18 protein-coding genes are annotated in these 20001 nt (G+C 67.6%); 4 read left to right on the top strand and 14 right to left on the bottom strand.

The window, feature by feature from the left end:
* Positions 1–65: 65 nt before the first annotated feature.
* The 7 genes from ASF00_RS01360 to ASF00_RS01330 form a co-directional block, all read right to left on the bottom strand.
* Positions 66–1466, bottom strand: coding sequence for an efflux transporter outer membrane subunit (locus ASF00_RS01360; protein ID WP_055873079.1), 1401 nt, complete (start codon positions 1464–1466; stop codon positions 66–68).
* A gap of 10 nt (positions 1467–1476) precedes the next feature.
* Entirely contained in the window at positions 1477–4656 is a 3180-nt protein-coding gene (locus ASF00_RS01355; protein WP_055873076.1) for an efflux RND transporter permease subunit, read from the bottom strand.
* A 134-nt stretch (positions 4657–4790) separates the two neighbouring features.
* Positions 4791–6068 carry an efflux RND transporter periplasmic adaptor subunit gene (locus ASF00_RS01350; RefSeq protein ID WP_055873075.1) on the bottom strand — a complete coding sequence of 426 codons (1278 nt, stop codon included), beginning with the start codon at positions 6066–6068 and terminating at the stop codon, positions 4791–4793.
* Entirely contained in the window at positions 6065–6463 is a 399-nt protein-coding gene (locus ASF00_RS01345; protein ID WP_055873072.1) for a hypothetical protein, read from the bottom strand. The genes ASF00_RS01350 and ASF00_RS01345 overlap by 4 nt, the downstream gene beginning before the upstream one ends.
* A 318-nt stretch (positions 6464–6781) precedes the next feature.
* Positions 6782–7396, bottom strand: coding sequence for a TetR/AcrR family transcriptional regulator (locus ASF00_RS01340; protein WP_055873069.1), 615 nt, complete (start codon positions 7394–7396; stop codon positions 6782–6784).
* An 84-nt stretch (positions 7397–7480) separates the two neighbouring features.
* Positions 7481–8125 carry a hypothetical protein gene (locus ASF00_RS01335; protein WP_055873066.1) on the bottom strand — a complete coding sequence of 215 codons (645 nt, stop codon included), beginning with the start codon at positions 8123–8125 and terminating at the stop codon, positions 7481–7483.
* Positions 8126–8134: 9 nt separating this feature from the next.
* A complete protein-coding gene (locus tag ASF00_RS01330) occupies positions 8135–9436 on the bottom strand; it encodes a UDP-glucose dehydrogenase family protein (protein ID WP_055873064.1) in 1302 nt (433 codons plus the stop codon).
* A 148-nt stretch (positions 9437–9584) separates the two neighbouring features.
* On the opposite strand from ASF00_RS01330, the gene ASF00_RS01325 reads away from it, so the two are divergent.
* From ASF00_RS01325 to ASF00_RS01310, 4 genes are all read left to right on the top strand, one after another.
* The gene (locus ASF00_RS01325) at positions 9585–10586 is read left to right on the top strand and encodes an NAD-dependent epimerase/dehydratase family protein (protein ID WP_055873061.1); all 1002 of its coding nucleotides are present in this window, start codon (positions 9585–9587) and stop codon (positions 10584–10586) included.
* Positions 10587–10775: 189 nt separating this feature from the next.
* Positions 10776–12215, top strand: a complete 1440-nt coding sequence (locus tag ASF00_RS01320) for a hypothetical protein (protein ID WP_055875190.1) — start codon at positions 10776–10778, stop codon at positions 12213–12215.
* Positions 12216–12307: 92 nt separating this feature from the next.
* Complete coding sequence (locus ASF00_RS01315) at positions 12308–12721, top strand: phasin family protein (protein ID WP_055873059.1); 414 nt, start codon at positions 12308–12310, stop codon at positions 12719–12721.
* Between the two features lie 189 nt (positions 12722–12910).
* Positions 12911–13282 (top strand): PilZ domain-containing protein, encoded by a 372-nt coding sequence (locus tag ASF00_RS01310; RefSeq protein WP_055873056.1) that lies wholly within the window; start codon positions 12911–12913, stop codon positions 13280–13282.
* Positions 13283–13431: 149 nt separating this feature from the next.
* On the opposite strand, the gene ASF00_RS01305 is transcribed toward ASF00_RS01310, so the two are convergent.
* The 7 genes from ASF00_RS01305 to pstC form a co-directional block, all read right to left on the bottom strand.
* Positions 13432–14346 carry an SDR family NAD(P)-dependent oxidoreductase gene (locus ASF00_RS01305; RefSeq protein ID WP_055873052.1) on the bottom strand — a complete coding sequence of 305 codons (915 nt, stop codon included), beginning with the start codon at positions 14344–14346 and terminating at the stop codon, positions 13432–13434.
* A gap of 97 nt (positions 14347–14443) precedes the next feature.
* Entirely contained in the window at positions 14444–14812 is a 369-nt protein-coding gene (locus ASF00_RS01300; protein ID WP_055873050.1) for a hypothetical protein, read from the bottom strand.
* 116 nt (positions 14813–14928) lie between these two features.
* A complete protein-coding gene (gene phoB / locus ASF00_RS01295) occupies positions 14929–15621 on the bottom strand; it encodes a phosphate regulon transcriptional regulator PhoB (protein WP_055873047.1) in 693 nt (230 codons plus the stop codon).
* Entirely contained in the window at positions 15621–16310 is a 690-nt protein-coding gene (phoU, locus tag ASF00_RS01290; RefSeq protein WP_055873040.1) for a phosphate signaling complex protein PhoU, read from the bottom strand. The genes phoB and phoU overlap by 1 nt, the downstream gene beginning before the upstream one ends.
* A gap of 14 nt (positions 16311–16324) precedes the next feature.
* A complete protein-coding gene (gene pstB / locus ASF00_RS01285; RefSeq protein WP_234422594.1) occupies positions 16325–17092 on the bottom strand; it encodes a phosphate ABC transporter ATP-binding protein PstB in 768 nt (255 codons plus the stop codon).
* Between the two features lie 11 nt (positions 17093–17103).
* Positions 17104–18402: a phosphate ABC transporter permease PstA gene (gene pstA / locus ASF00_RS01280; RefSeq protein ID WP_055873037.1), complete on the bottom strand. Its 1299-nt coding sequence runs from the start codon at positions 18400–18402 to the stop codon at positions 17104–17106.
* Positions 18395–19771 carry a phosphate ABC transporter permease subunit PstC gene (gene pstC, locus ASF00_RS01275; RefSeq protein WP_055873035.1) on the bottom strand — a complete coding sequence of 459 codons (1377 nt, stop codon included), beginning with the start codon at positions 19769–19771 and terminating at the stop codon, positions 18395–18397. Before pstC ends, pstA begins: the two co-directional genes overlap by 8 nt.
* Positions 19772–20001: the final 230 nt, after the last annotated feature.

The raw sequence follows: 20001 nt of genomic DNA, 5'->3' as shown, positions 1-20001 counted from the left end.
CCGCCTGTGTTCCGTGTCCGCCCCCTCCGACGCGACCTCCCCCTGACGGAGGAGGATTCTCGGCGTCAGGTCCGCGCCTGCCAACCGCCGCCGAGCGCGCGGAACAGGTCGACCTGCGCGCCCGCGATCCGTGCGTCCGCGGCGGCCAGCTCGGTGTCCGCATCCGCCAGCGTGCGTTCGGCGTCGAGGACGTCGAGGAAGTCGATCTGGCCCTCACGCTGGCGCGCGCGGGTGATGCGCGCGGCGGTGGCGGCGTTGTCGTGCGCGGATTGCAGTTGCGTCCGCCGATCGAGTTCGCGCGCGTAGTTGGACAGCGCGGTCTCGGTTTCCTCGAGCGCGGTCAGCACGCTGCCGTCGAAATTGGCGAGCGCACCGCGCGTGTCGGCCTCGGCACCGGCGATGCGTGCGCGCGCGGCGGACTGGTTGACCGACCAGTTGAGCAACGGGCCGAGCAGCCAGCGGATCGGCCCGCCGGTGAAAACGTCGCCGACGCTGAGCGCGGTCGAGCCGATCGACCCGCCGAGCGCAATTTGCGGATAGAGCTGCGACGTCTGGACGCCGATCCGCGCGGTGGCGGCGGCGAGGCGACGTTCGGCGGCGTGGACGTCGGGGCGCCGCGCGAGCAGACCCGCGCCGTCGCCGATCGGGATTGGCCGGTCGAGCCGCGGCGTGGTGGTGCGCGCGCCGGCGCTCGCGGGCAGATCCTGTGGGGTGCGGCCGGTGAGCGTGGCGAGGCGGAAGAGTGCTGCTTGACGCTCGGCCTTGATCTGCGGGATATTCGCGGCGCGCTGATCGCGCAGCGCGGCGATGCGAACCTGATCGAGTCGCGCGGCGCGACCTGCGTCGACGCGCTTGCCGGTCAGCGTGTTCGATTTCTCGAGCAGGTCGACGATCCGCCGGGCGACCGCGAGGCGTTCTGCGGACGAGGCGGCATCGACATAGGCGCGCGTGGTGGCGGCGACGATCGAGACCCGGACCGCATCCGCATCGGCCTGCGCCGCACCGACGTCGCCGCGTGCGGCCTCGACGTTGCGGCGGACGCGGCCGGCGAGATCGACCTCGTAGCTGACGTCGAGGCCGACATCGTAGGTGGCGCGCTCTCGGTCGAAGCCGGGCAGGTTCTGGAGTTGCGAGGTGCGCGCGTAGTTGCCGCTCGCGCCGGCGTTCACCTGGGGCTCGCGGTCGGTCTTGGCGCCGCGCAGCGACGCGCGGGCGCTGTCGAGGCGGGCGACGGCGACGCGGAGGTCGGTGTTCGCTGCGAGGGCGTCCGCGACAAGGCCGTCGAGGACCGGGTCGCGGTACATCCGCCACCAGTCGTTGTCGGGCGCCGTGGTTACGGTGGCGGCATTCGCGGTGACGAACGACGCGGTCGCCTTGGGCGGGGTGATCGGCGCGACATAGTCGGGGCCGGCGGCGCACGCGGCAAGCGTCAGCGCCGAAAGGCTTGCGAGAAGTAGGGACTTCATGAGGCTGGTCCTATTCGGCTGGCTGGAGCGTCGGCTGGGCAGTGGCAGGCTTGCGGCGTTCGAACCGCAGCGCCAGCGCCCGTGCGACGACATAGAAGGTGGGCGTGAAGAGCAGCCCGAACCCGGTCACGCCGATCATCCCGAAGAACACCGCGGTCCCGAGCGCCTGGCGCAGCTCGGCGCCGGCGCCGTCGGCGATCACCAGCGGCACCGCGCCAAGGATGAACGCGAAGCTCGTCATCAGGATCGGCCGCAACCGGTCCTTCGCCGCGCGCACCGCCGCCTCGACCGGGGACAGGCCATCCTGTTCCTCGGCCTGCTTGGCGAACTCCACGACCAGGATCGCGTTCTTCGCGGCGAGCGCGATCAGCACGACCAGCCCGATCTGCGTCAGGACGTTGTTGTCCATGCCGCGCAGGTTCACGCCGGTCATCGCCGCGAGCAGACACATTGGCACGATCAGGATGATCGCGAGCGGCAGCGTCAGGCTCTCATATTGCGCGGCGAGCACGAGGAAGACGAACAGCACGGCCATCCCGAAGACCAGCGCAGCGGTGCTGCCAGCGGCCTTTTGCTGATACGCGATGCCGGTCCACTCATGCGCGTAGCCTGCGGGCAGCGACGCATCGGCGAGCTTCTCCATCGCGACCAGCGACTGGCCCGAGGAATAGCCCTTGGCCGTGTCGCCATCCACCTCGACCGCGGGGAAGAGGTTGTAGCGCACCACGCGGTACGGGCCGGTCTTGTCGCGGAACGTCGAGACCGAGCCGACCGGGACCATCTGGCCCGAATTGGAGCGCGTCTTGAGGTTGGCGATGTCCGCGGTGGTGTTGCGGAACGGTGCATCGGCCTGCGCGGTGACGCGGTAGGTGCGCCCTAGCAGGTTGAAGTCGTTGACGAACGCCGAGCCGAGATAGACCTGCAACGCCTCGAACACGCGCTCGGGGGGCACGCCGAGGAGGTTTGCCTTGGCGCGGTCGACATCGGCGAAGATGCGCGGCGTGGCGGTGTCGAAGAAGGTGTAGACCTGCGCCAGGCCCTTGGTCTGGTTCGCCTTGCCGATCAGGTCGTAGCTCGTCTTGCCGAGCTCGCCATAGCCGTGGCCGCCCTGGTCCTGCACCATCAGGCGATAGCCGCCGGCCGAGCCGATGCCCTGGATCAAGGGCGGCGGGACGATCAGCAGGCGCGCTTCGGTGATGTCACCGGTCGCCTTCTGCGATTCGGCCATGATGCTGGCGAGCGTGACGCCGAGCTTCTTGCGCTCGGCAAAGCTCTTGAGCGGGATGTAGGCGGCGGCCGAGTTGGGGGCGAGCGTCTGCGACGGGCCGTCAAACCCTGCGAGCATGACCGCGCCCTTGACGCCGGCGAGCGGCAGGATGCGTTTGGCGACCTTCTGCATCACTGCGTCGGTACGCTCGACCGACGAGCCGGGCGGCAGCTGGATGACAGTCAGGAAATAGCCCTGGTCCTGCGCGGGGACGAAGCCCGACGGGGTGACCATGAAGACGCCGACCGTGACCGCGATCAGCGCGGCATAGGCGATCATCATCCGGCGCGGCGCGGCGACGAGGCGCGCGGTGAGGCGGGCATAGCCCTCGCTCATCCGCTCGAACCCGCGGTTGAACGCGTCGCCCGCGCGGCGGCCGGCGCGGGTCAGGCGGTTGCCCGAGCCTGCGGGCGCGGTGGGCTTGAGCAGCATCGCGGCGAGTGCCGGCGACAGCGTCAGCGAGATGAGCAGCGAGATGATCGTCGCGGTCGAGATCGTCACCGCGAACTGGCGGTAGAACGCGCCCGACAGCCCGGTGAGGAACACCGTCGGGATGAACACCGCGCACAGCACGAGCACGATCGCGACGAGCGCACCCGACACCTCGTCCATCGACGTGCGCGCGGCCTCCAGCGGCGAGAGCCCGTGCTCGAGGTTGCGCTCGACATTCTCGACCACGACGATCGCGTCGTCGACGACGATCCCGATCGCGAGGACGAGGCCGAACAGCGACAGGTTGTTGAGGCTGTAGCCGAACGCGGCGAGCACCGCGAACGTGCCGATCAGCGAGACCGGGATCGCCACGATCGGGATGATCGCCGCACGCCATTTCTGCAGGAAGACGAGGATGACCAGAACGACGAGGATCATCGCTTCGAACAAGGTATGCTTCACCGCGTCGATCGACTGCGCGATGAACTCGGTCGGGTTGTAGATGACCTTGTATTCGAGGCCCTTGGGAAAGCGCTTCGACATGCTTTCCATCTCGGCGGTGACGGCCTGCGCGGCGCCGAGCGCGTTCGAGCCGGGACGCTGGAAGACCGCGGCGATGACGGTGGGCTTGCCGCTGAGATAGGTGTTGGCGCCGTAATCCTGCGCGCCGAGCTCGACGCGCGCGACGTCCGAGACACGGACCTGGCGGCCTTGCGCGTCGGTACGGATGACGACGTCGGCGAACTGCTTGGGATCGGTCAGGCGGCCTTGCGTCTCGACGTTCAACTGGAACGCGCTGTTGCCCTTGTCATAGGGTGGCTGGCCGAGCGTGCCGGCGGCGACCTGGACGTTCTGTGCGCGCAAGGCTGCGACGATCTCGCCTGCGGTGAGGTCGAGCGCGGCGGCGCGGCCGGGGTCGATCCACACGCGCATCGAATAATCGCGTGCGCCGAACAGCTGCACGTCGCCGACGCCGTCGATGCGGCTGAGGCGATCGCGGACCTGCGTCAGCGCGTAGTTGGAGATGTAGCCGCGATCGAGCGAGTTGTCGGGCGAGACGAGGTTTACGACCATCAGGAAGTCGGGCGAGGTTTTCCGCGTGACGACGCCCAATCGCTGCACGTCCTCGGGCAGCCGCGGCACCGCGACTGCGACGCGGTTCTGGACGAGCACCTGCGCGGCATCGAGGTCGGTGCCGATCTTGAAGGTGACGGTGATGGTCACCTTGCCGTCGCCGGTCGATTGCGACGACTGGTACAGCATGTTGTCGACGCCGTTGATCTCCTGCTCGATCGGCGCGGCGACGGTTTCGGCGACCGTCTCGGCCGACGCGCCCGGATAGGTCGCGCTGACGGTGACGGTGGGGGGGACGATGTCGGGATATTGCGACACCGGCAGCGACATATAGGCGATCACGCCGACGATCGTGATGATCACCGCGATCACGCCCGCAAAGATCGGCCGGGTGATGAAGAAGCGCGAGAAGCGCATGGTTTGTGTCCTCGACAGAGGGCGCGCGCGCTTTTCCGTTCCCCGGCGGAGGCCGGGGCCCAGTTGGGCGAACCGCAGTGATTACATCGAAAAGCTATCCCACCTGGGCCCCGGCCTTCGCCGGGGAACGGTGGTTACTTGGCGAGGGTAGCCTCACCCGAGATGGGCTGGGCCGAGGCCGGCGCAGGCGCACCCGCCGTAACCGAAATCCGCCCGACCTTCGGCGCAACCGTGGCACCCGGCATCGCCATCTGCGTGCCCTGGATGATGACCCGGTCGTTCGGCCCGATCCCCGAGCGGACGATGCGGAGGCCATCGACCACCGGCCCCAATTCGACCGGCTTCTGGCTCACGACGTTCTTCGCATCGATCGTCAGTAGCACTTTGCGCGCCTGATCGGTCTGCACCGCATAGTCCGGCACCAGCAGCGCCTGCCGCGTCCCCGCACTGGCGAGGCGCATGTTGCCGAACATCCCCGGCGTCAGGAAATAGCCGGGGTTCGCGATCACCGCGCGGCCGCGGATCGTGCCCGAGCGCTGGTCGAGCCCGTTGTCGGTGAAGTCGAGCTTGCCCTTCCAGCGATGCTCGGTCTCGTCCTGCAGCTGGATCTCGACCGCCGCGGGGGTCGCGCCGGGCTGCCGCGCGCGCTGCGTCTTAAGGTAGAGCGCCTCCGACCCGTCGAAATTGAAGTAGATCGGGTCGAGCGCGTTGATCGTCGTCAGCACGGTGCCGCCGGTGCCTTCGCCGCCCGCGACCTGGTTGCCCGCATCGACGCGGCGATCGGAGATGCGCCCCCCGATCGGTGCGCGAACCTGCGTGAAGCCGACGTCGAGCGCGCGGGCGCGTTCGCGCGCCTGCGCGGCGGCGAGCGCGGCGGTGGCGGCTTCGAGCTTGCCCCGCAGCGCATCGACTTCACCCGCGGAGACGGCTTCGTCCGCGACCAGCCGCTGCGCGCGGCCGAGGTCGGTACGCGCGAGCGACAGGGCGCTCCTCGCGCTCGCGACGTTGGCGTGCGCTTCGGCCAGCGCGGCGGCGAACGGGCGCGAATCGATCGTGAAGAGCAACTGTCCCTTGCGGACGATATCGCCGTCGTGGAAGTGGACGCCGGTGACCTCGCCCGCCACGCGCGGCCGGATCTCGACGCTGCGGCTCGGCGCGAACCGGCCGACATAATCGTCCCACTCGCTGACCTGTCGCACGAGCGGCGACGCCACCGTGACCGCGGCGGGCGGGGGGGCGGCCATCGCCGCGTCGGGATGGTCGAACAGCTTCACGCCGACCGCGCCGAGCAGCGCGACGGGCACGAGCACCATCGCGCCGCGCTGCCACGCGGGACGTCGATGCCGGCCGGCGGGCGGCGTCGCGACGACATCGGCGTCGTTCGCAGCCGTGATCGGGGTCAGCATGTTCACGCTGCGATGCTCCGCTTCTGCTGCGCACCGACGCGCATCCCGGTCACGCTTTCGACCAGCGTCTCGATCTGCGCCTCGACGAAGCCGGCGGCGAGGAAGCCCTGGATTTCGGCCATCGGCAGCGCGAACCCGCGACGCCAGGCATAGACCGCCATCCGCCGCAGTGCCTCTAGCCGGGGATCGGCGAGCCTTGATGCGGTGCTGAGCCCGAACAGGCTGCCCATCGCGCGCGACATGCGGCTGGGCCCGGCGAGGCTGCGCAGCGTGTCGCGCTTGGCGAGCGCGATAACGCTCCATTCCAGTGGCGAGAAACCGGTAGGGGCGGGGGCCGCTACCGTCTGCGCGCGGCTGGTGACGGGCGCGGCGAACATGTTGTCGAGGTCAAGATAAGCCATGGGATTTTCCCCCTTTTTGATCGTGGGCAAGCGCTGGCCTTCGTCGGTGGACGGTCCACCGACGGCAGCTGGTCGCAAGACGTGCGCGGTCGTCGCCGGCACATCGTGATGCCGCGCCTGCCCGCCTGGAATGTTCGAGAATTTGGTCGGCCGAAGCCGGTCTAGGTTGTAACCGTGGTCATGGGTTGCTGTCCCCGGTTGCCCCATCCGCAGTAGGAGAGAGCTTCAGTACCAGTCGGTATATAAACCTGGGGTTCATCTCGTCAACAGACTTTTGTACCGCCCGGTATTTTTTCCGCGGCGCGGTAGCATGCGTGGCTATTTGGTCGGCCACATCAGCATGCTGGTCTCGACGAGCTGCTTGAGTTCGGCGCAGGTCGCACCTGAGCCGCCCTGGATCGACAGCCCCTGCATGATCGCGAACAGATAGCGCATCAGCGCATGCGACTCGAGACCGTCGGGGAATTCGCCTGCCGCCTTGGCTTCGTCGAACCGTTTCATCAGCGCGGCCTCGGACGAGGCGCGACGCTTGGCGACCTCTGCCTTGATCGGCTCGGCTTCCGCGCTGCACGCGACGCTGCTGATGACGCTGAGGCAGCCCTTGGGATCGCACGTGCTGGTCTGCATCTGCAGCGCGCCGCACAGCAGGTTTTCCGCTACGGCACGCGCGGTCGGGGCATCGAGCGCGGAGGTCATGTAGGCGAGCTTCTCGCGCTCGTAGAGGTCGAGCGCCTTGTGGAACAGCGCCTCCTTGTTGCCGAACGCCGCATAGAGACTGGGCTTCGTGATCCCCATCTCCGCGGTCAGTTCGGCCATCGACGCACCTTCGTAGCCGTTGCGCCAGAACACGCGCAGCGCACCCGCCAGCGCCACGTCGAGATCGAACTCGCGGGGACGGCCCTTGGGGGCGGTGAGCGTGCAAACCCTATTCATACCGGTCGGTATATAGGGATGCGTGGCGAAAGGTCCAGCAAGTAGAGCGTGTTGATCTTGGCCCGATCGACCCGATCGGCGCGGCTATGCGCCCATTTGCGACTGCGCGTGGAAGATCGCCGGAAGCAGGTCGCGCCGCGCGGTGTCCAGCGCGGATCGCAGCCTGGTGACGAGCATCGTCTGGTCCTCGCCGCTATTGTCCATCAACCGCAGCGAATCCTCGGTGGTGTCCATCCGGCGCTGCAGATCGGACAGGCTGCGAAGCAGCTCGATATCGCCAAGCCGGAGTCCGTGCTTGGCGAGCAGGAGAAGTTCGTTCGCGCTGGCCAGGCTCCGGCGGATCGCGCGCGAATGCTCGAGTTCGTGGCGCGCCGAGATCGTTCCCGAGACATCCGACAGCAAGGTACGCGGCGGCACCGAAATGGCATCGCGAAGATGCTCCAGTGCCCCCACCATGATCTGCCGGTCGTGCCGCGTGTCCTCGACCCGGCGACGCTGTTCGAGCCAGAAGCTGCCGATCACCGCCAGCCCGGGACCGATCGCCGCGCCGGTGATCGAGCCGATGAATTCGAGCACCGCGCCCGCATCGGCGGCGGTGCGGATCGCCAGATGCGTCGCCACGCCCAGCAGATAGATGATCACCACGGTGGTCGCGACGAAGATCACGGTCGGCAGATTGGCCGCGATCCATCCGAGTGAGATCGGGGATTTCCCGCGTGCGGGAGTCATGATGCGCGGTTAGCGACCAACCGCGACATAGCGGAACCCCAGCGCGTCGAGATCGGCCCGCTCATAGACGTTTCGCAGATCGATCATCACCGGCACGGTCAGCAAATCCTTGAGGCGCAGCAGATCGAGGGCGCGGAACGCATCCCATTCGGTGACGAGCACGACCGCGTCGGCGCCTTCGGCCGCCTCATAGGCGTCGCCGCAATAGACCAGATCGGGCATCATCGCCTTTGCCGCGTCCATCCCCTCGGGATCGAATGCGCGCACCGTGACGCCCGCATCGGCAAGCGCGGTGGCGATCGCGAGACTGGGTGCGTCGCGCATGTCGTCGGTATTCGGCTTGAACGTCAAGCCGAGCAGCGCGACGGTCTTGCCCCGCGGATGATCGCCGAGCGCGCTGATGACCTTGCGGCCCATCGCGCGCTTGCGGCTGTCGTTCACCTTCACGACCGCCTCGACGATGTGCACCGGCGACTGATAATCCTCCGCGGTCTTGAGCAGCGCCAGCGTATCCTTCGGGAAGCACGAGCCGCCATAGCCCGGCCCCGCATGCAGGAATTTCTTGCCGATCCGGTTGTCGAGACCGATCCCGCGCGACACGTCGCGGACGTCCGCGCCGACCGCTTCGCACAGATCGGCGATCTCGTTGATGAAGGTGATCTTGGTCGCGAGGAACGCGTTCGCCGCATATTTGATCAGCTCCGACGTGCGGCGGCTGGTAAACAGGATCGGCGATTCACCGAGATACAGCGGCCGGTATACGTCGCGCATCACCTGCTGCGCGCGCTCGTCGTCGGTGCCGATGACGATCCGGTCGGGGCGCTTGAAATCGCCGATCGCGGCGCCTTCGCGTAGGAACTCGGGGTTGGAGACGACCGCGACGTCGATGTCCGGCCGGATCTCGCGCAGGATCGCCTCGACGCGGTCGCCGGTGCCGACGGGCACGGTCGATTTGGTGACGACCACCGTCGGCCCGGTTATCGCGGCGGCGATTTCCTCGGTCGCGGCAAAGACATAGCGGAGATCGGCATGGCCGTCGCCGCGTCGCGACGGCGTGCCCACGGCGATGAAGATCGCATCCGCGCCGGCGACCGCGCTAGTGAGATCGGTGGTGAAGGTCAGCCGGCCTGCCGCGACGTTCGACGCCACGAGCTGGTCGAGACCGGGCTCGAAGATCGGCATGCGGCCGGCGTGAAGCGCATCGATCTTCGCCTGGTCGAGATCGACGCAGCAGACGTCGTGGCCGAAATCGGAGAAGCATGCGCCCGAGACGAGTCCGACATAGCCCGCCCCTATCATGGTAATACGCATATCGATGGTCCCCGAAAGCCGCTCTAAAGCCGATAGCCCTATTGAGATAAACCCGGGGGCATGCAAGCGACGGCCCGGCGAGTTGTAAGAATTCGGGTCGGTGCGAGGCGATGTCGCGGCGCTCGCCCCGATCGGCACTGGAGTGAGAATGACGCGATACATGATCACCGGCGCCGCGGGCTTTGTCGGCTTCCATCTGGCGTCGCGGTTGCTGCAGGACGGCCATGACGTCGTCGGATTCGATGGGATGACCGCGTATTACGATGTCCGGCTGAAGGACGCGCGGGTCGATCTGCTTCGCCGACATCCGACGTTCACGCTTGTCACGGGGATGCTCGAGGACCGCGACGCGCTAGCCGCCGCCGCCGATCTCGCGACGCCCGACGTGATCGTCCATCTCGCCGCGCAGGCCGGCGTGCGCTATTCGATCGAGGCGCCGCGGACCTATGTCGACAGCAACCTGATCGGCTCGTGGAACGTGCTCGACATCGCCAGGGCGGTCGGCTGCAAGCATCTGCTGATGGCATCGACGTCGTCGGTCTATGGCGCCAACGAGAGCATGCCGTTTCGCGAACTGGATCGCGCCGACGAACCGCTCAGCCTGTACGCCGCGACCAAGAAGGCGATGGAGGCGATGGCGTTCAGCCAGTCGCACCTCTTCGGCCTGCCGATGACGATGTTCCGGTTCTTCACCGTCTATGGGCCGTGGGGGCGGCCCGACATGGCGCTGTTCAAGTTCACCGACGCGATCCTGAACGGGCGGCCGATCGACGTGTACGGGCAGGGGGAGATGGCGCGCGACTTCACCTATGTCGAGGATCTGGTCGAGGCGATCGTGCGGCTGGCAGGCGTGATCCCGGCCGAGAGCAACCGCGTCGCGGCGGTCGACACGCTGTCGAAGGTGGCGCCGTTCCGCGTCGTCAACATCGCGGGCGGCACGCCGACGCCGTTGATGGAGTTCATCGAGACGATCGAGGCGTCGCTGGGACGCAAGGCGCACCGCAATATGATGGCGATGCAGCCCGGCGACGTGCCGCGGACCTATGCCGACCCGTCGTTGCTGCGTGCGCTGACGGGCTATACGCCGACGACGCCGGTACAGGACGGGGTCGCCGCGTTTGTACGCTGGTATCGGGCGTATCATGCCTAACTCCCGGCCGGGCGATCGCGCCGTGCGCCGCGATCTGCGCCGGCGAACCCGCTAACCCTCCCGGACAAAAGTGCGTAGGCAGGCGGCCCGCAGCACCCGGCCGTCGTGCGCCTATGCTGAACCCGTATCGGAAAGCCTTGCATGCGAGACATCTCAGCCACTGCCGAGGCAGGCGGGGCGCCCCCGACCATGGCATGGCGTACCCTGATCATCATCGCCGTCGCCGTGGCAACGCGGCTCGTCACGGTCGGCAATCCCATCCTCTACACCGATGAGGAATTCTACTTCGCGGCAGCGCGGGCCATGACCAACGGCGCCTTGCCGTTCGTCGACCTATGGGATCGCAAGCCGATCGGCTTGTTCCTCATCTACGCGGTCCCCGCAGCGTTGCCGGGGGCGTGGGGCATCTGGCTGTATCAGGCCATGGCGCTCGCCAGCGCCGCCGCCACGGCGCTGATCATAACGCGACTGGCCGACGCCGCCGGCTGGGCGCGCGGCAGTATGCTGGCGGCGGTCGCCTATCTTGCCTGGATCACCGTCGCGGGTGGCCAAGGTGGCCAGTCACCCGTCTTCTACAATCTGGCGATGGCGTTCGCCGCGCTGCTGATCGTCGACCGCGGCAGCGCCACGATGCGGCGTGGGGCGATGGCGATGCTGCTCGTCGGCGTTGCGATCCAGATCAAATACACGGCCGCGCTGGAGGGCGTCGTCTTCGGACTGTGGCTGATGTTCGGCGATTGGGTCAAAGGACGAAAGATCGGCCGGGTGATCGGTCGTGGCATCATGCTGGCCGGCATCGCCCTTCTGCCCACGATCGGCGCGATGGCCGCATATGCATGGGTGGGTGAACTCCCCGCCTTCGTGTTTGCAAATTTTGAATCGATCTTCGCCCGCAACGGCGATCCGCGCCACGAGCAACTCGCCAACCTTGCCAAGGCGACCGCGATCCTCCTGCCGTTGCTCGCAATGGCGGCGGGCGCGCGCGGGGTGGCGACCGAGCGGGTCGCGGGGGCGCGGAGTTTCCTGACAGGATGGTTGCTGGCTGCGCTGCTGGCGTTCGCGATGCTGCCGCCCTGGACCGATCACTACACGCTTCCCGTCATGCTCCCAGCCGCAGTCATGGCCGCCGGGTGGCTCAGTCGTCCCCGTGGACGCGGCATCGGGATCGCGCTGATCGCGATTGCCGCGCTCGCTGGCCAAGCGTCGTTGGTGATCGACCGCCAACGGCGCGGCACGCCTGCCCAGTTCGCGGCCCTGGTCCGTGCCGTCGGCCGCGGCCCGGGGTGCCTTTACGTCTATTCGTCATCGAGCATGCTGTACCCGGCGACTGGGCGGTGCGCGGTTTCGCGCTATGTTTTCCCCAGTCACCTGACGCGTGATCGCGAAACCGGCGCGATCGGTGTCGACCAGATGGCCGAGCTGCGCAGGATATTCGCCAAAGCGCCGGCCGTCGTCGTGATGGGGCCGCCCTATGCGGGCGAGCGCACCGATATCCGCGCGGCGGCGCGCGCGTTCGTTGCGCGCGAATATCGTGTGGCTGCTCGGATGCCGTTGGGGCGCAAGCGGATCGACGTCTATCGACGCCGAGTCCTCGCCCGTGACGACGGCGCAATCACGCGGTTCGATTGACGGTGGGGCGTGCCGCCTTGCGACCATGCAACCAATGGCGCCGGCACCGGTTGAAACCGGCGTCACCTTTTTTCCCGTACAGGAGCGAGCGCATGGCAGACGACATCAAGACCGCGATGGATCAGGGCGCGGAGCAGGCGAAAGCTGCAACCGATCAGATGCGCGCGGGCGCCGATAAGGCCCGAGACGCGTTTTCGGAAAAGGTCGTCGAACCGGCCAAGCGCGCCGGCGAGGCGATGAAAGAATCGGGCGGCAAGATCGCCGAGGGTGGCGCGACGATCGGCAAGGCGATGATCGACCAGGCCGAGCAGAACACGCGCGAGGCATTCGCGGCGATGCGCGAGGCGGCGGGCGCGAAGGACCTGACGCAGGTCATGAAAATCCAGGGCGATTATTTACGCGAACAGAGCCAGCGCAGCATGAGCCAGGCCCGCGAGATTGGCGACCTGATCATGAAATTCGGCAAGGATGCGGTCGCGCCGCTGCGCGGCGATGGCACGCGGTGATCGAGGGTAACCGGCAACCAGTCGCCTGACTGCGAACTGGCCTAGCGGCAATCTCCGGTGGAGCGGCGTACGGACGAGCAAGAACGCCGCCGCTCCGATGGGACGACGGAGACGTTGTCGTTAGGCCTTGATGTTTTTATCCGATGATGTTGCGTCGAACGGCGCAACGCGCGATTGCGCCCATTCGTAATGGACGAGTGGAATATGGACCGGGCCGTTCCCCTATCGCGCGCCACGCGGACGAGCGTGATGCTCAAGGCCGATCTGTTCCGGCTCGATCGGACCGACGCCGATAGTCACCGGGTCACCAATATTTCCGAAACCGGACTCTGCATCGTCCAGCCGGACGGGCTGGCGGTGGGCAGCGTGGTCGTCGTGGCGATCGGCCAGGTCCAGTCTGCCGCGGCCGACGTGGTATGGGTGCGGGGCGGACTCGCGGGATTGAAGTTTCACAAGGCGATCGACGTTGCGCGCGCGCGACTGCGCCGCGGTGCCGGCGACACGGTCACGCCGCCGGCGGCGGGCTGGCTCGCCGCGTTGAACGATCCCTACGCGCGCTAGACGTCCAGGCGATGGCCGGGCGATGGGGCCGGGCGATGGGGCCGGGCGATGGCCGGTGACGTCCGGTGACGTCCGGGGCAGTCATCGCGCCTATCGGCCTGATGACCGCCCCGTGGTCGTTCGATACGACGACGTCCGCTCGATCAGTCCTACCGCCCCTGCAGCTTTGCCAGAATGCTCATCGATTGTTCGGAGCCAGACTGCGGTACGATCTCGCCCGTGCGGTCGATGATCGCGTCCCAATGTGCTGCGATACCCTCGACCGACAGGTCGTCGCCGGTCAACAGCGCGCCTTGCGTCAGCGTCACATACGCCGCCTGGAACACGCCCGCGCCGGCGCCGACGATCATGTTGGTGGGCGCATCCTCCGAGACGAGGAACACCGCCGCAGGCGCGACCTTGTCGGGGGAGAACGCCTTGAACGCCTCTTCGGGGAAGATGTCCTGCGTCATCCGCGTGCCCGCGGTCGGGGCGATCGTGTTGACCCTGATGTTGGTCTTCGCGCCCTCGATCGCGAGCGTCTTGGTCAGGCCCGCAAGGCCGAGCTTGGCCGCGCCGTAGTTTGCCTGGCCGAAATTGCCGTAGAGACCGGTCGACGACGCGGTCATCAGGATGCGGCCGTAATTCTGCGCGCGCATCGTTTCCCACACCGCCTTTGTGGCGTTGGCCGAGCCGTTGAGATGGACGTCGACGACGAACTTGAAGTCGGCGGGCTCCATCTTGGCGAAGCTCTTGTCGCGCAGGACGCCAGCGTTGTTGATGAGGACGTGGACGCCGCCCCAGGCCTCGGACGCCTTGGCGACCATCTCGACCATCTGGTCATAATCGGTGACGCTGCCGCCGTTCGCCATCGCGGTGCCGCCGGCAGCTTCGATCTCCTCGACGACCTTCAGCGCGGCGTCGGAATGACCGGTGCCGTCGCGCGAACCGCCGAGATCGTTGACGACCACCTTCGCGCCGCGGCGGGCGAGTTCGAGCGCATATTCGCGACCGAGACCGCCGCCTGCGCCGGTGACGATCGCCACCTTGTCATCAAAGCGAATGGACCCAAAGTTTCCGGACATGGAAAAGGCGCTCCTCTCTTATCGTTGGAGCGCCTTTCCTAGAACGTAAAGCTGGCCGTGCAAGCGGCGGATCGTCCGCCGCCTGCATCGACGTCAGTTACTTGCCGCCGCGGTTACGGCAGCCGTCCTTGACCGTCTTCGAGCACACCGGATACTCGGCAGGTGCCGGGGTCGGCGGCGTTACGGTCGGCTGACCGAAGGTGACCCGGCCGGCGCCGGGCGCCATCGGCGCGCCTGCCATCGGAGCGCCTGCCATGGGCGCGGGGGCTGCTGCCGGATCTGCCGGTGCGGCCATCGCCGGATCGGCGGGGGCTGCGGGATCCGCGGGGGCGGTCTGGTCCGCCGGTGCCGTCTGCATCGCGGGATCGGCCGGCGCGGTCTGCGCGGCGGGGTCTGCCGGCGGCGTCGTCTGGGCGATCACGGGCGACGCGAGAAGAGCGGCAGCGGCGAGAAGGATGGACTTCATAGGAATCTCCTAAATGGGTGCACCATTTTGGTAGCGCGACGTCTGAACGCACTAAGTCGCGCTTGGGTCCTTCGTTTCGCATCCGATTCCATTCGCCCCACCGCGGGACAGAGTCCTTATCCCCCCGTATCGAGCGAATAGCCTGCCGAACGGACGGTGCGGATGATGTCCGGACGCTCGCCGACGTTGATCGCCTTGCGCAGCCGGCGGATATGCACGTCGACGGTGCGGCTCTCGATATCCGAATCATGCCCCCACACCGCATCGAGCAGCCGTTCGCGTGAGAACACCCAGCCGGGATGCTCGAGGAAATGCTTCAACAGCCGGAACTCGGTCGGTCCAAGCGAGACGACCTCTCCCGAGCGGCGGACCTTGTGGCCGACCGTGTCCATCTCGATGTCGGCATAGCTCAGCGCTTCGCCCGCGAGTGCGGGGCGGACGCGGCGCAGGACCGCGCCGACGCGGGCGACGAGTTCGCGTGGCGAGAAGGGCTTGGTGACGTAGTCGTCGGCGCCGGTCTCGAGCCCGCGGACGCGGTCTTCTTCCTCACCCCGCGCGGTGAGCATGATGATCGGCACGTTCTGCGTCTCGGGCGCGCGGCGCAGGCGACGGCAGACCTCGATCCCCGACAACCCCTCGACCATCCAGTCGAGCAGGACGATGTCGGGCACCTTCTCCTTGGCGAGCAGCAACGCCTCCTCGCCATCGGGGGTGTGCGCGATCTCGAAATCCTCGCGCTTGAAATGCCAGACCAGCAGTTCGGCGAGGGCGGCATCGTCCTCGACCAGCAGCATCTTCGCGCGTGCCATTATGCCTGCTCCTTCTTTATGCCGCGTTCGCGATCGACCATCTGCGTGCCGGTCGCGGCGAAATAGACCATCTCGGCGACGTTGGTGGCATGGTCGCCGATCCGCTCGAGATTCTTGGCGACGAACAACAGATGCGCGACCTGCCCGATCGTCCGGGGGTTCTCGACCATATAGGTGACGAGCGTGCGGAAGATGCTGTCGTAGAAATCGTCCAGTGCAGCGTCGCTCTCGACCACCCGCACCGCTTCTTCGGCATCGCGCTTGGCGAACGCGTCGAGTACGTCGTGGACCATCTCGCTCGCCATCCGGCCCATCGCGGGCAGGATCGAGATCGGCTCGATCCGGTGCTCGCCATCGATCATCGGCACGCGCTTGGCGATGTTCTTGGCGTAATCGCCGATCCGCTCGACGACGCCCGCGATCTTCAGCGCGGCAACCACCTCGCGAAGATCGACCGCCATCGGCGCGCGCAGCGCGATGATCCGCACCGCAAGCCGCTCGACCTCCGCCTCGATCACGTCGATCTGCTTGTCGGCAGCGCGTACCTGCTCGGCGAGCGCGATGTCGTTGCGTTGCAGCGCCTGCATCGCTTTGTCGATCGCGTCCTCGGCGAGCCCGCCCATCTGCGAGATCAACCCGCGCAGCTCGCCGATATCGTTGTCGAAGGCCTTGACCGTATGCGTGTTCATGCGAGGTCTCCCACTCAGCCGTACCGGCCGGTGATGTAATCCTTGGTCCGCTCTTCGCGGGGATTGGTGAAGATGTCGGAGGTGTTGCCGTATTCGACCAGCGTGCCGAGGTGGAAGAACGCGGTCTTCTGGCTGACGCGCGCGGCCTGCTGCATGTTGTGCGTGACGATCACCATCGCATAGCGGCCGCGCAGTTCGTGGATCAGCTCCTCGATCTTGGCGGTCGCGATCGGGTCGAGCGCGCTGCACGGCTCGTCCATCAGGATGACCTCGGGGTCGACCGCGATCGCGCGCGCGATGCACAGCCGCTGCTGCTGGCCGCCCGACAGCGCGGTGCCGCTGTCGCTCAACCGATCCTTGACCTCGTCCCACAGCCCGGCGCGGCGCAGCGACTTCTCGACGATCCGGTCGAGATCCGCCTTCGCACCCGCCAGCCCGTGGATGCGCGGGCCGTAAGCGACGTTCTCGTAGATCGACTTGGGGAAGGGGTTGGGCTTCTGGAACACCATGCCGACGCGGGCGCGGAGCTGCACCACATCCATGTCGGGCGAATAGATATCCTGCCCGTCGAGCTTGATCTCGCCGGTCACGCGCGCGCTGGCGACGGTGTCGTTCATGCGGTTGAGCGTGCGCAGGAAGGTCGACTTGCCGCAGCCCGACGGGCCGATGAACGCGACGACCTCGTCCTGGTCGACGTCGATCGAGACGTCGTTGATCGCGATCTTGCTGCCGTACGCGACTGAGACGTTGCGCGCCGTCATCTTCAGGACGGGGGCTTTCATGGGTTTTGGCATCACCAGCGGGTCTCGAATCGGTTGCGGAGGTAGATCGCGACGCCGTTCATCGCGAGCAGGAAGACGAGCAGGACGATGATCGCGGCGGACGTCTTCTCGACGAAGCCGCGGCTGACCTGATCGGACCACAGGAAGATCTGGACGGGCAGCACGGTCGCCGGGTCGTCGAGGCCCGAGGGCGGGGCGGCGATGAACGCGCGCATGCCGATCATCAGCAACGGCGCGGTCTCGCCCAGCGCGCGCGCCATGCCGATGATCGTCCCCGTGAGGATGCCGGGCAGCGCGAGCGGCAGGACGTGGTGGAACACGACCTGGACGGGCGACGCGCCGATGCCGAGCGCGGCGTCGCGGATCGACGGCGGCACGCTCTTGATCGCGTTGCGGCCGGCGATGACGATCACCGGCATCGTCATCAGCGCCAGCGTCAGCCCCCCGACGATCGGCGCCGAGCGCGGCATCCCGAACGTGCCGAGGAACACCGCCAGCCCCAGCAGCCCGAAGATGATCGAGGGGACCGCGGCGAGGTTGTTGATCGACACCTCGATCAGGTCGGTCCAGCGGTTCTTGGGCGCATATTCCTCGAGATACAGCGCGGACAGCACGCCGATCGGGAAGGCGAGCAGCAGCGTGACGACCATCGTCAGCAGCGATCCCTTGAACGCCCCCCAGATCCCGACGCGCGTGGCGTCGGTCGAGTCCGCCGCGGTCAGGAAGCCGGCGTTGAAGCCGCGCGTCAGCACGCCTTTCGCTTTCAACCGCGCGACGACGGCTTCGGCGTCGCGCGTGCCGTTGCCCTTGGCGGCGACGTCGATCGGGCTGGAGACGGGGACGTCGAACACCGTCCTGCGCTGGAGCAGCGACGGATCGGCCTTGATCGCGTCGCGGACCACCGCCCAGGCGCCGTCGGACAGAAGATCGGTGCCGTCCTTGCCGAAGGCCTTGGTAGCGGCGAGGTCGACGGTGCCCTCGAGACCCGCGCCGGCGAGCGCGAGATCGGCCCCGCGTCCGGCGAGGCGGGCGGGTTCGATCGGCAGTTTGGCGGCGGCGAGATCGACCGGGAGCGACACGCGCGTCTCGACGAAGCCGCTCGCGCCCTGGCTCACCATCGAGAACAGCAGATAGGCGAGGAATGCCGCGGACAGCCACACGGCAGCGAGCCCGGCGAAGCGGAAGCGGCGCTCCGACGCATAGCGGCGGCGGATCCGCGACTGCATCGCCTGCGTCGTCCAGTCGGTCGGGACGCGGCGCACCGGCTCGGCGTTCGTCGTAGGACTCTGGGGCACGAGCGTATCACTCATAGGCTTCGCGGTACCGTTTCACGACGCGCAGCGCGACGATGTTGAGAAGGAGCGTGACCACGAACAGCGTCAGACCCAGCGCGAACGCGGCGAGCGTCTTGGGGCTGTCGAACTCGGCCTCGCCGGTCAGCAGGTCGACGATCTGCTTGGTGACGGTGGTGGTGCTGGCGAACGGGTTGAGCGTGAGCGTGGCCACGCCGCTCGCGGCCATGACGACGATCATCGTCTCGCCGATCGCGCGCGATACCGCGAGCAACACGCCGCCGACGACGCCGGGCAGCGCGGCGGGCAGCAGGACGCGGCGGATCGTCTCGGACGAGGTCGCGCCCATCGCGAGGCTCCCGTCGCGCATCGACGACGGGACCGCTGCGATCGAATCGTCCGCCATCGACGACACGAACGGGATGATCATGATTCCCATCACGAGGCCGGCGGCGAGCGCGCTCTCGGACGAGGCCCAGCTGATCCCGATCGACACCGCGAAATCACGCACCGCGGGGGCGACGGTGAGCGCGGCGAAATAGCCGTAGACGACGGTCGGGACGCCCGCGAGCATCTCGAGGATCGGCTTCATCCATTTGCGCGTGGTCGGCGCGGCATATTGGGTGAGGTAGATCGCGCTCATCAGCCCGAACGGAATGGCGACGATCATCGCGATCACCGCCCCGATGAAGAACGTCCCCCAGAACAGCGGCACCGCGCCGAGCGACGCGCCCGGATCGCGGCCGTCGATGACCTGCGGGCTCCAGTGCGTGCCGAACAGGAAATCGGTGATCGGCACGACCGAGAAGAACCGCGCGGATTCGTACAGCAGCGAGCCGACGATGCCGACCGTGGTCAGGATCGCGATCAGCGACGCGCCGAGCAGCAGCAGCATCACGACGCGCTCGACCTGCGTGCGCGCCCCGAAACCGGGCCGGACCCGCGTAAACGCGAACGCGCCGCCGGCGAAGGCGAGCAGCAATGCAAGCGCGGTCGCGATCCAGTCGTAGCGCGTCTGCGCGGCGGCATAGGCGGGGGCCAGCGTCTGCGAGAGCGCGTGGAACGCGCCAAAGCTGCGCCCCTCGGCGAGGCTGCGCGCCTCCGACAGGATCGACGCGCGATCGAAGCCCGGGGCGGGAAGCTGCACCGCGGCGGGGGTGGCGAGCACCGCATCGGTGACCAGCGCGGGCGCGGTCATCGACCAGACCGCAAGGAAGACGAGCGGCGGGATCGCCGTCCACAGCGCGACGTACCAGCCATGATGCGAGGGCAGCGAACTGAACCGCGCGGTGCTGCCGGCGCGGAAGCGCGTGGCGCGGACGCGCGCGGTGAGCCAGCCGATCAGGCCAAGACCGAGGACGAGGAAGAGGAGCGCGATGGCCGACATCAGGCGTTGCCCCCCATTTCATCCACTCCGGCGGAGGCCGGGGCCCAAATGGGAAGGTCGAAATAAGCGCGCGCAGCGTGAGCCAATCGAAGGTCGCCCAATTGGACCCCGGCCTTCGCCGGGGTGGTGGTCGTAGTACGCGAGATCTTCACCCCACGCCCGTTCCCCCGCGGACGCGGGGGCCCAGCTAAGTGCCGATGGCTCACGCGGCTCCTGGGCCCCCGCGTCCG

This window comes from Sphingomonas sp. Leaf34, from assembly GCF_001421805.1.
Classification (GTDB): domain Bacteria; phylum Pseudomonadota; class Alphaproteobacteria; order Sphingomonadales; family Sphingomonadaceae; genus Sphingomonas.
The sequence above is the reverse complement of the archived record's forward strand: the minus strand, read 5'-3'. Positions and strand labels throughout refer to the sequence as shown.

What these genes read in the sequence shown, in the direction of transcription:
- ASF00_RS01360 (WP_055873079.1), bottom strand. Translation starts at nt 1,466, where the DNA reads ATGAAGTCCCTACTTCTCGCAAGCCTTTCGGCGCTGACGCTTGCCGCG.
- ASF00_RS01355 (WP_055873076.1), bottom strand. Translation starts at nt 4,656, where the DNA reads ATGCGCTTCTCGCGCTTCTTCATCACCCGGCCGATCTTTGCGGGCGTG.
- ASF00_RS01345 (WP_055873072.1), bottom strand. Translation starts at nt 6,463, where the DNA reads ATGGCTTATCTTGACCTCGACAACATGTTCGCCGCGCCCGTCACCAGC.
- ASF00_RS01340 (WP_055873069.1), bottom strand. Translation starts at nt 7,396, where the DNA reads ATGAATAGGGTTTGCACGCTCACCGCCCCCAAGGGCCGTCCCCGCGAG.
- ASF00_RS01335 (WP_055873066.1), bottom strand. Translation starts at nt 8,125, where the DNA reads ATGACTCCCGCACGCGGGAAATCCCCGATCTCACTCGGATGGATCGCG.
- ASF00_RS01330 (WP_055873064.1), bottom strand. Translation starts at nt 9,436, where the DNA reads ATGCGTATTACCATGATAGGGGCGGGCTATGTCGGACTCGTCTCGGGC.
- ASF00_RS01325 (WP_055873061.1), top strand. Translation starts at nt 9,585, where the DNA reads ATGACGCGATACATGATCACCGGCGCCGCGGGCTTTGTCGGCTTCCAT.
- ASF00_RS01320 (WP_055875190.1), top strand. Translation starts at nt 10,776, where the DNA reads ATGGCATGGCGTACCCTGATCATCATCGCCGTCGCCGTGGCAACGCGG.
- ASF00_RS01315 (WP_055873059.1), top strand. Translation starts at nt 12,308, where the DNA reads ATGGCAGACGACATCAAGACCGCGATGGATCAGGGCGCGGAGCAGGCG.
- ASF00_RS01310 (WP_055873056.1), top strand. Translation starts at nt 12,911, where the DNA reads ATGGACGAGTGGAATATGGACCGGGCCGTTCCCCTATCGCGCGCCACG.
- ASF00_RS01305 (WP_055873052.1), bottom strand. Translation starts at nt 14,346, where the DNA reads ATGTCCGGAAACTTTGGGTCCATTCGCTTTGATGACAAGGTGGCGATC.
- ASF00_RS01300 (WP_055873050.1), bottom strand. Translation starts at nt 14,812, where the DNA reads ATGAAGTCCATCCTTCTCGCCGCTGCCGCTCTTCTCGCGTCGCCCGTG.
- phoB (WP_055873047.1), bottom strand. Translation starts at nt 15,621, where the DNA reads ATGGCACGCGCGAAGATGCTGCTGGTCGAGGACGATGCCGCCCTCGCC.
- phoU (WP_055873040.1), bottom strand. Translation starts at nt 16,310, where the DNA reads ATGAACACGCATACGGTCAAGGCCTTCGACAACGATATCGGCGAGCTG.
- pstB (WP_234422594.1), bottom strand. Translation starts at nt 17,092, where the DNA reads ATGAAAGCCCCCGTCCTGAAGATGACGGCGCGCAACGTCTCAGTCGCG.
- pstA (WP_055873037.1), bottom strand. Translation starts at nt 18,402, where the DNA reads ATGAGTGATACGCTCGTGCCCCAGAGTCCTACGACGAACGCCGAGCCG.
- pstC (WP_055873035.1), bottom strand. Translation starts at nt 19,771, where the DNA reads ATGTCGGCCATCGCGCTCCTCTTCCTCGTCCTCGGTCTTGGCCTGATC.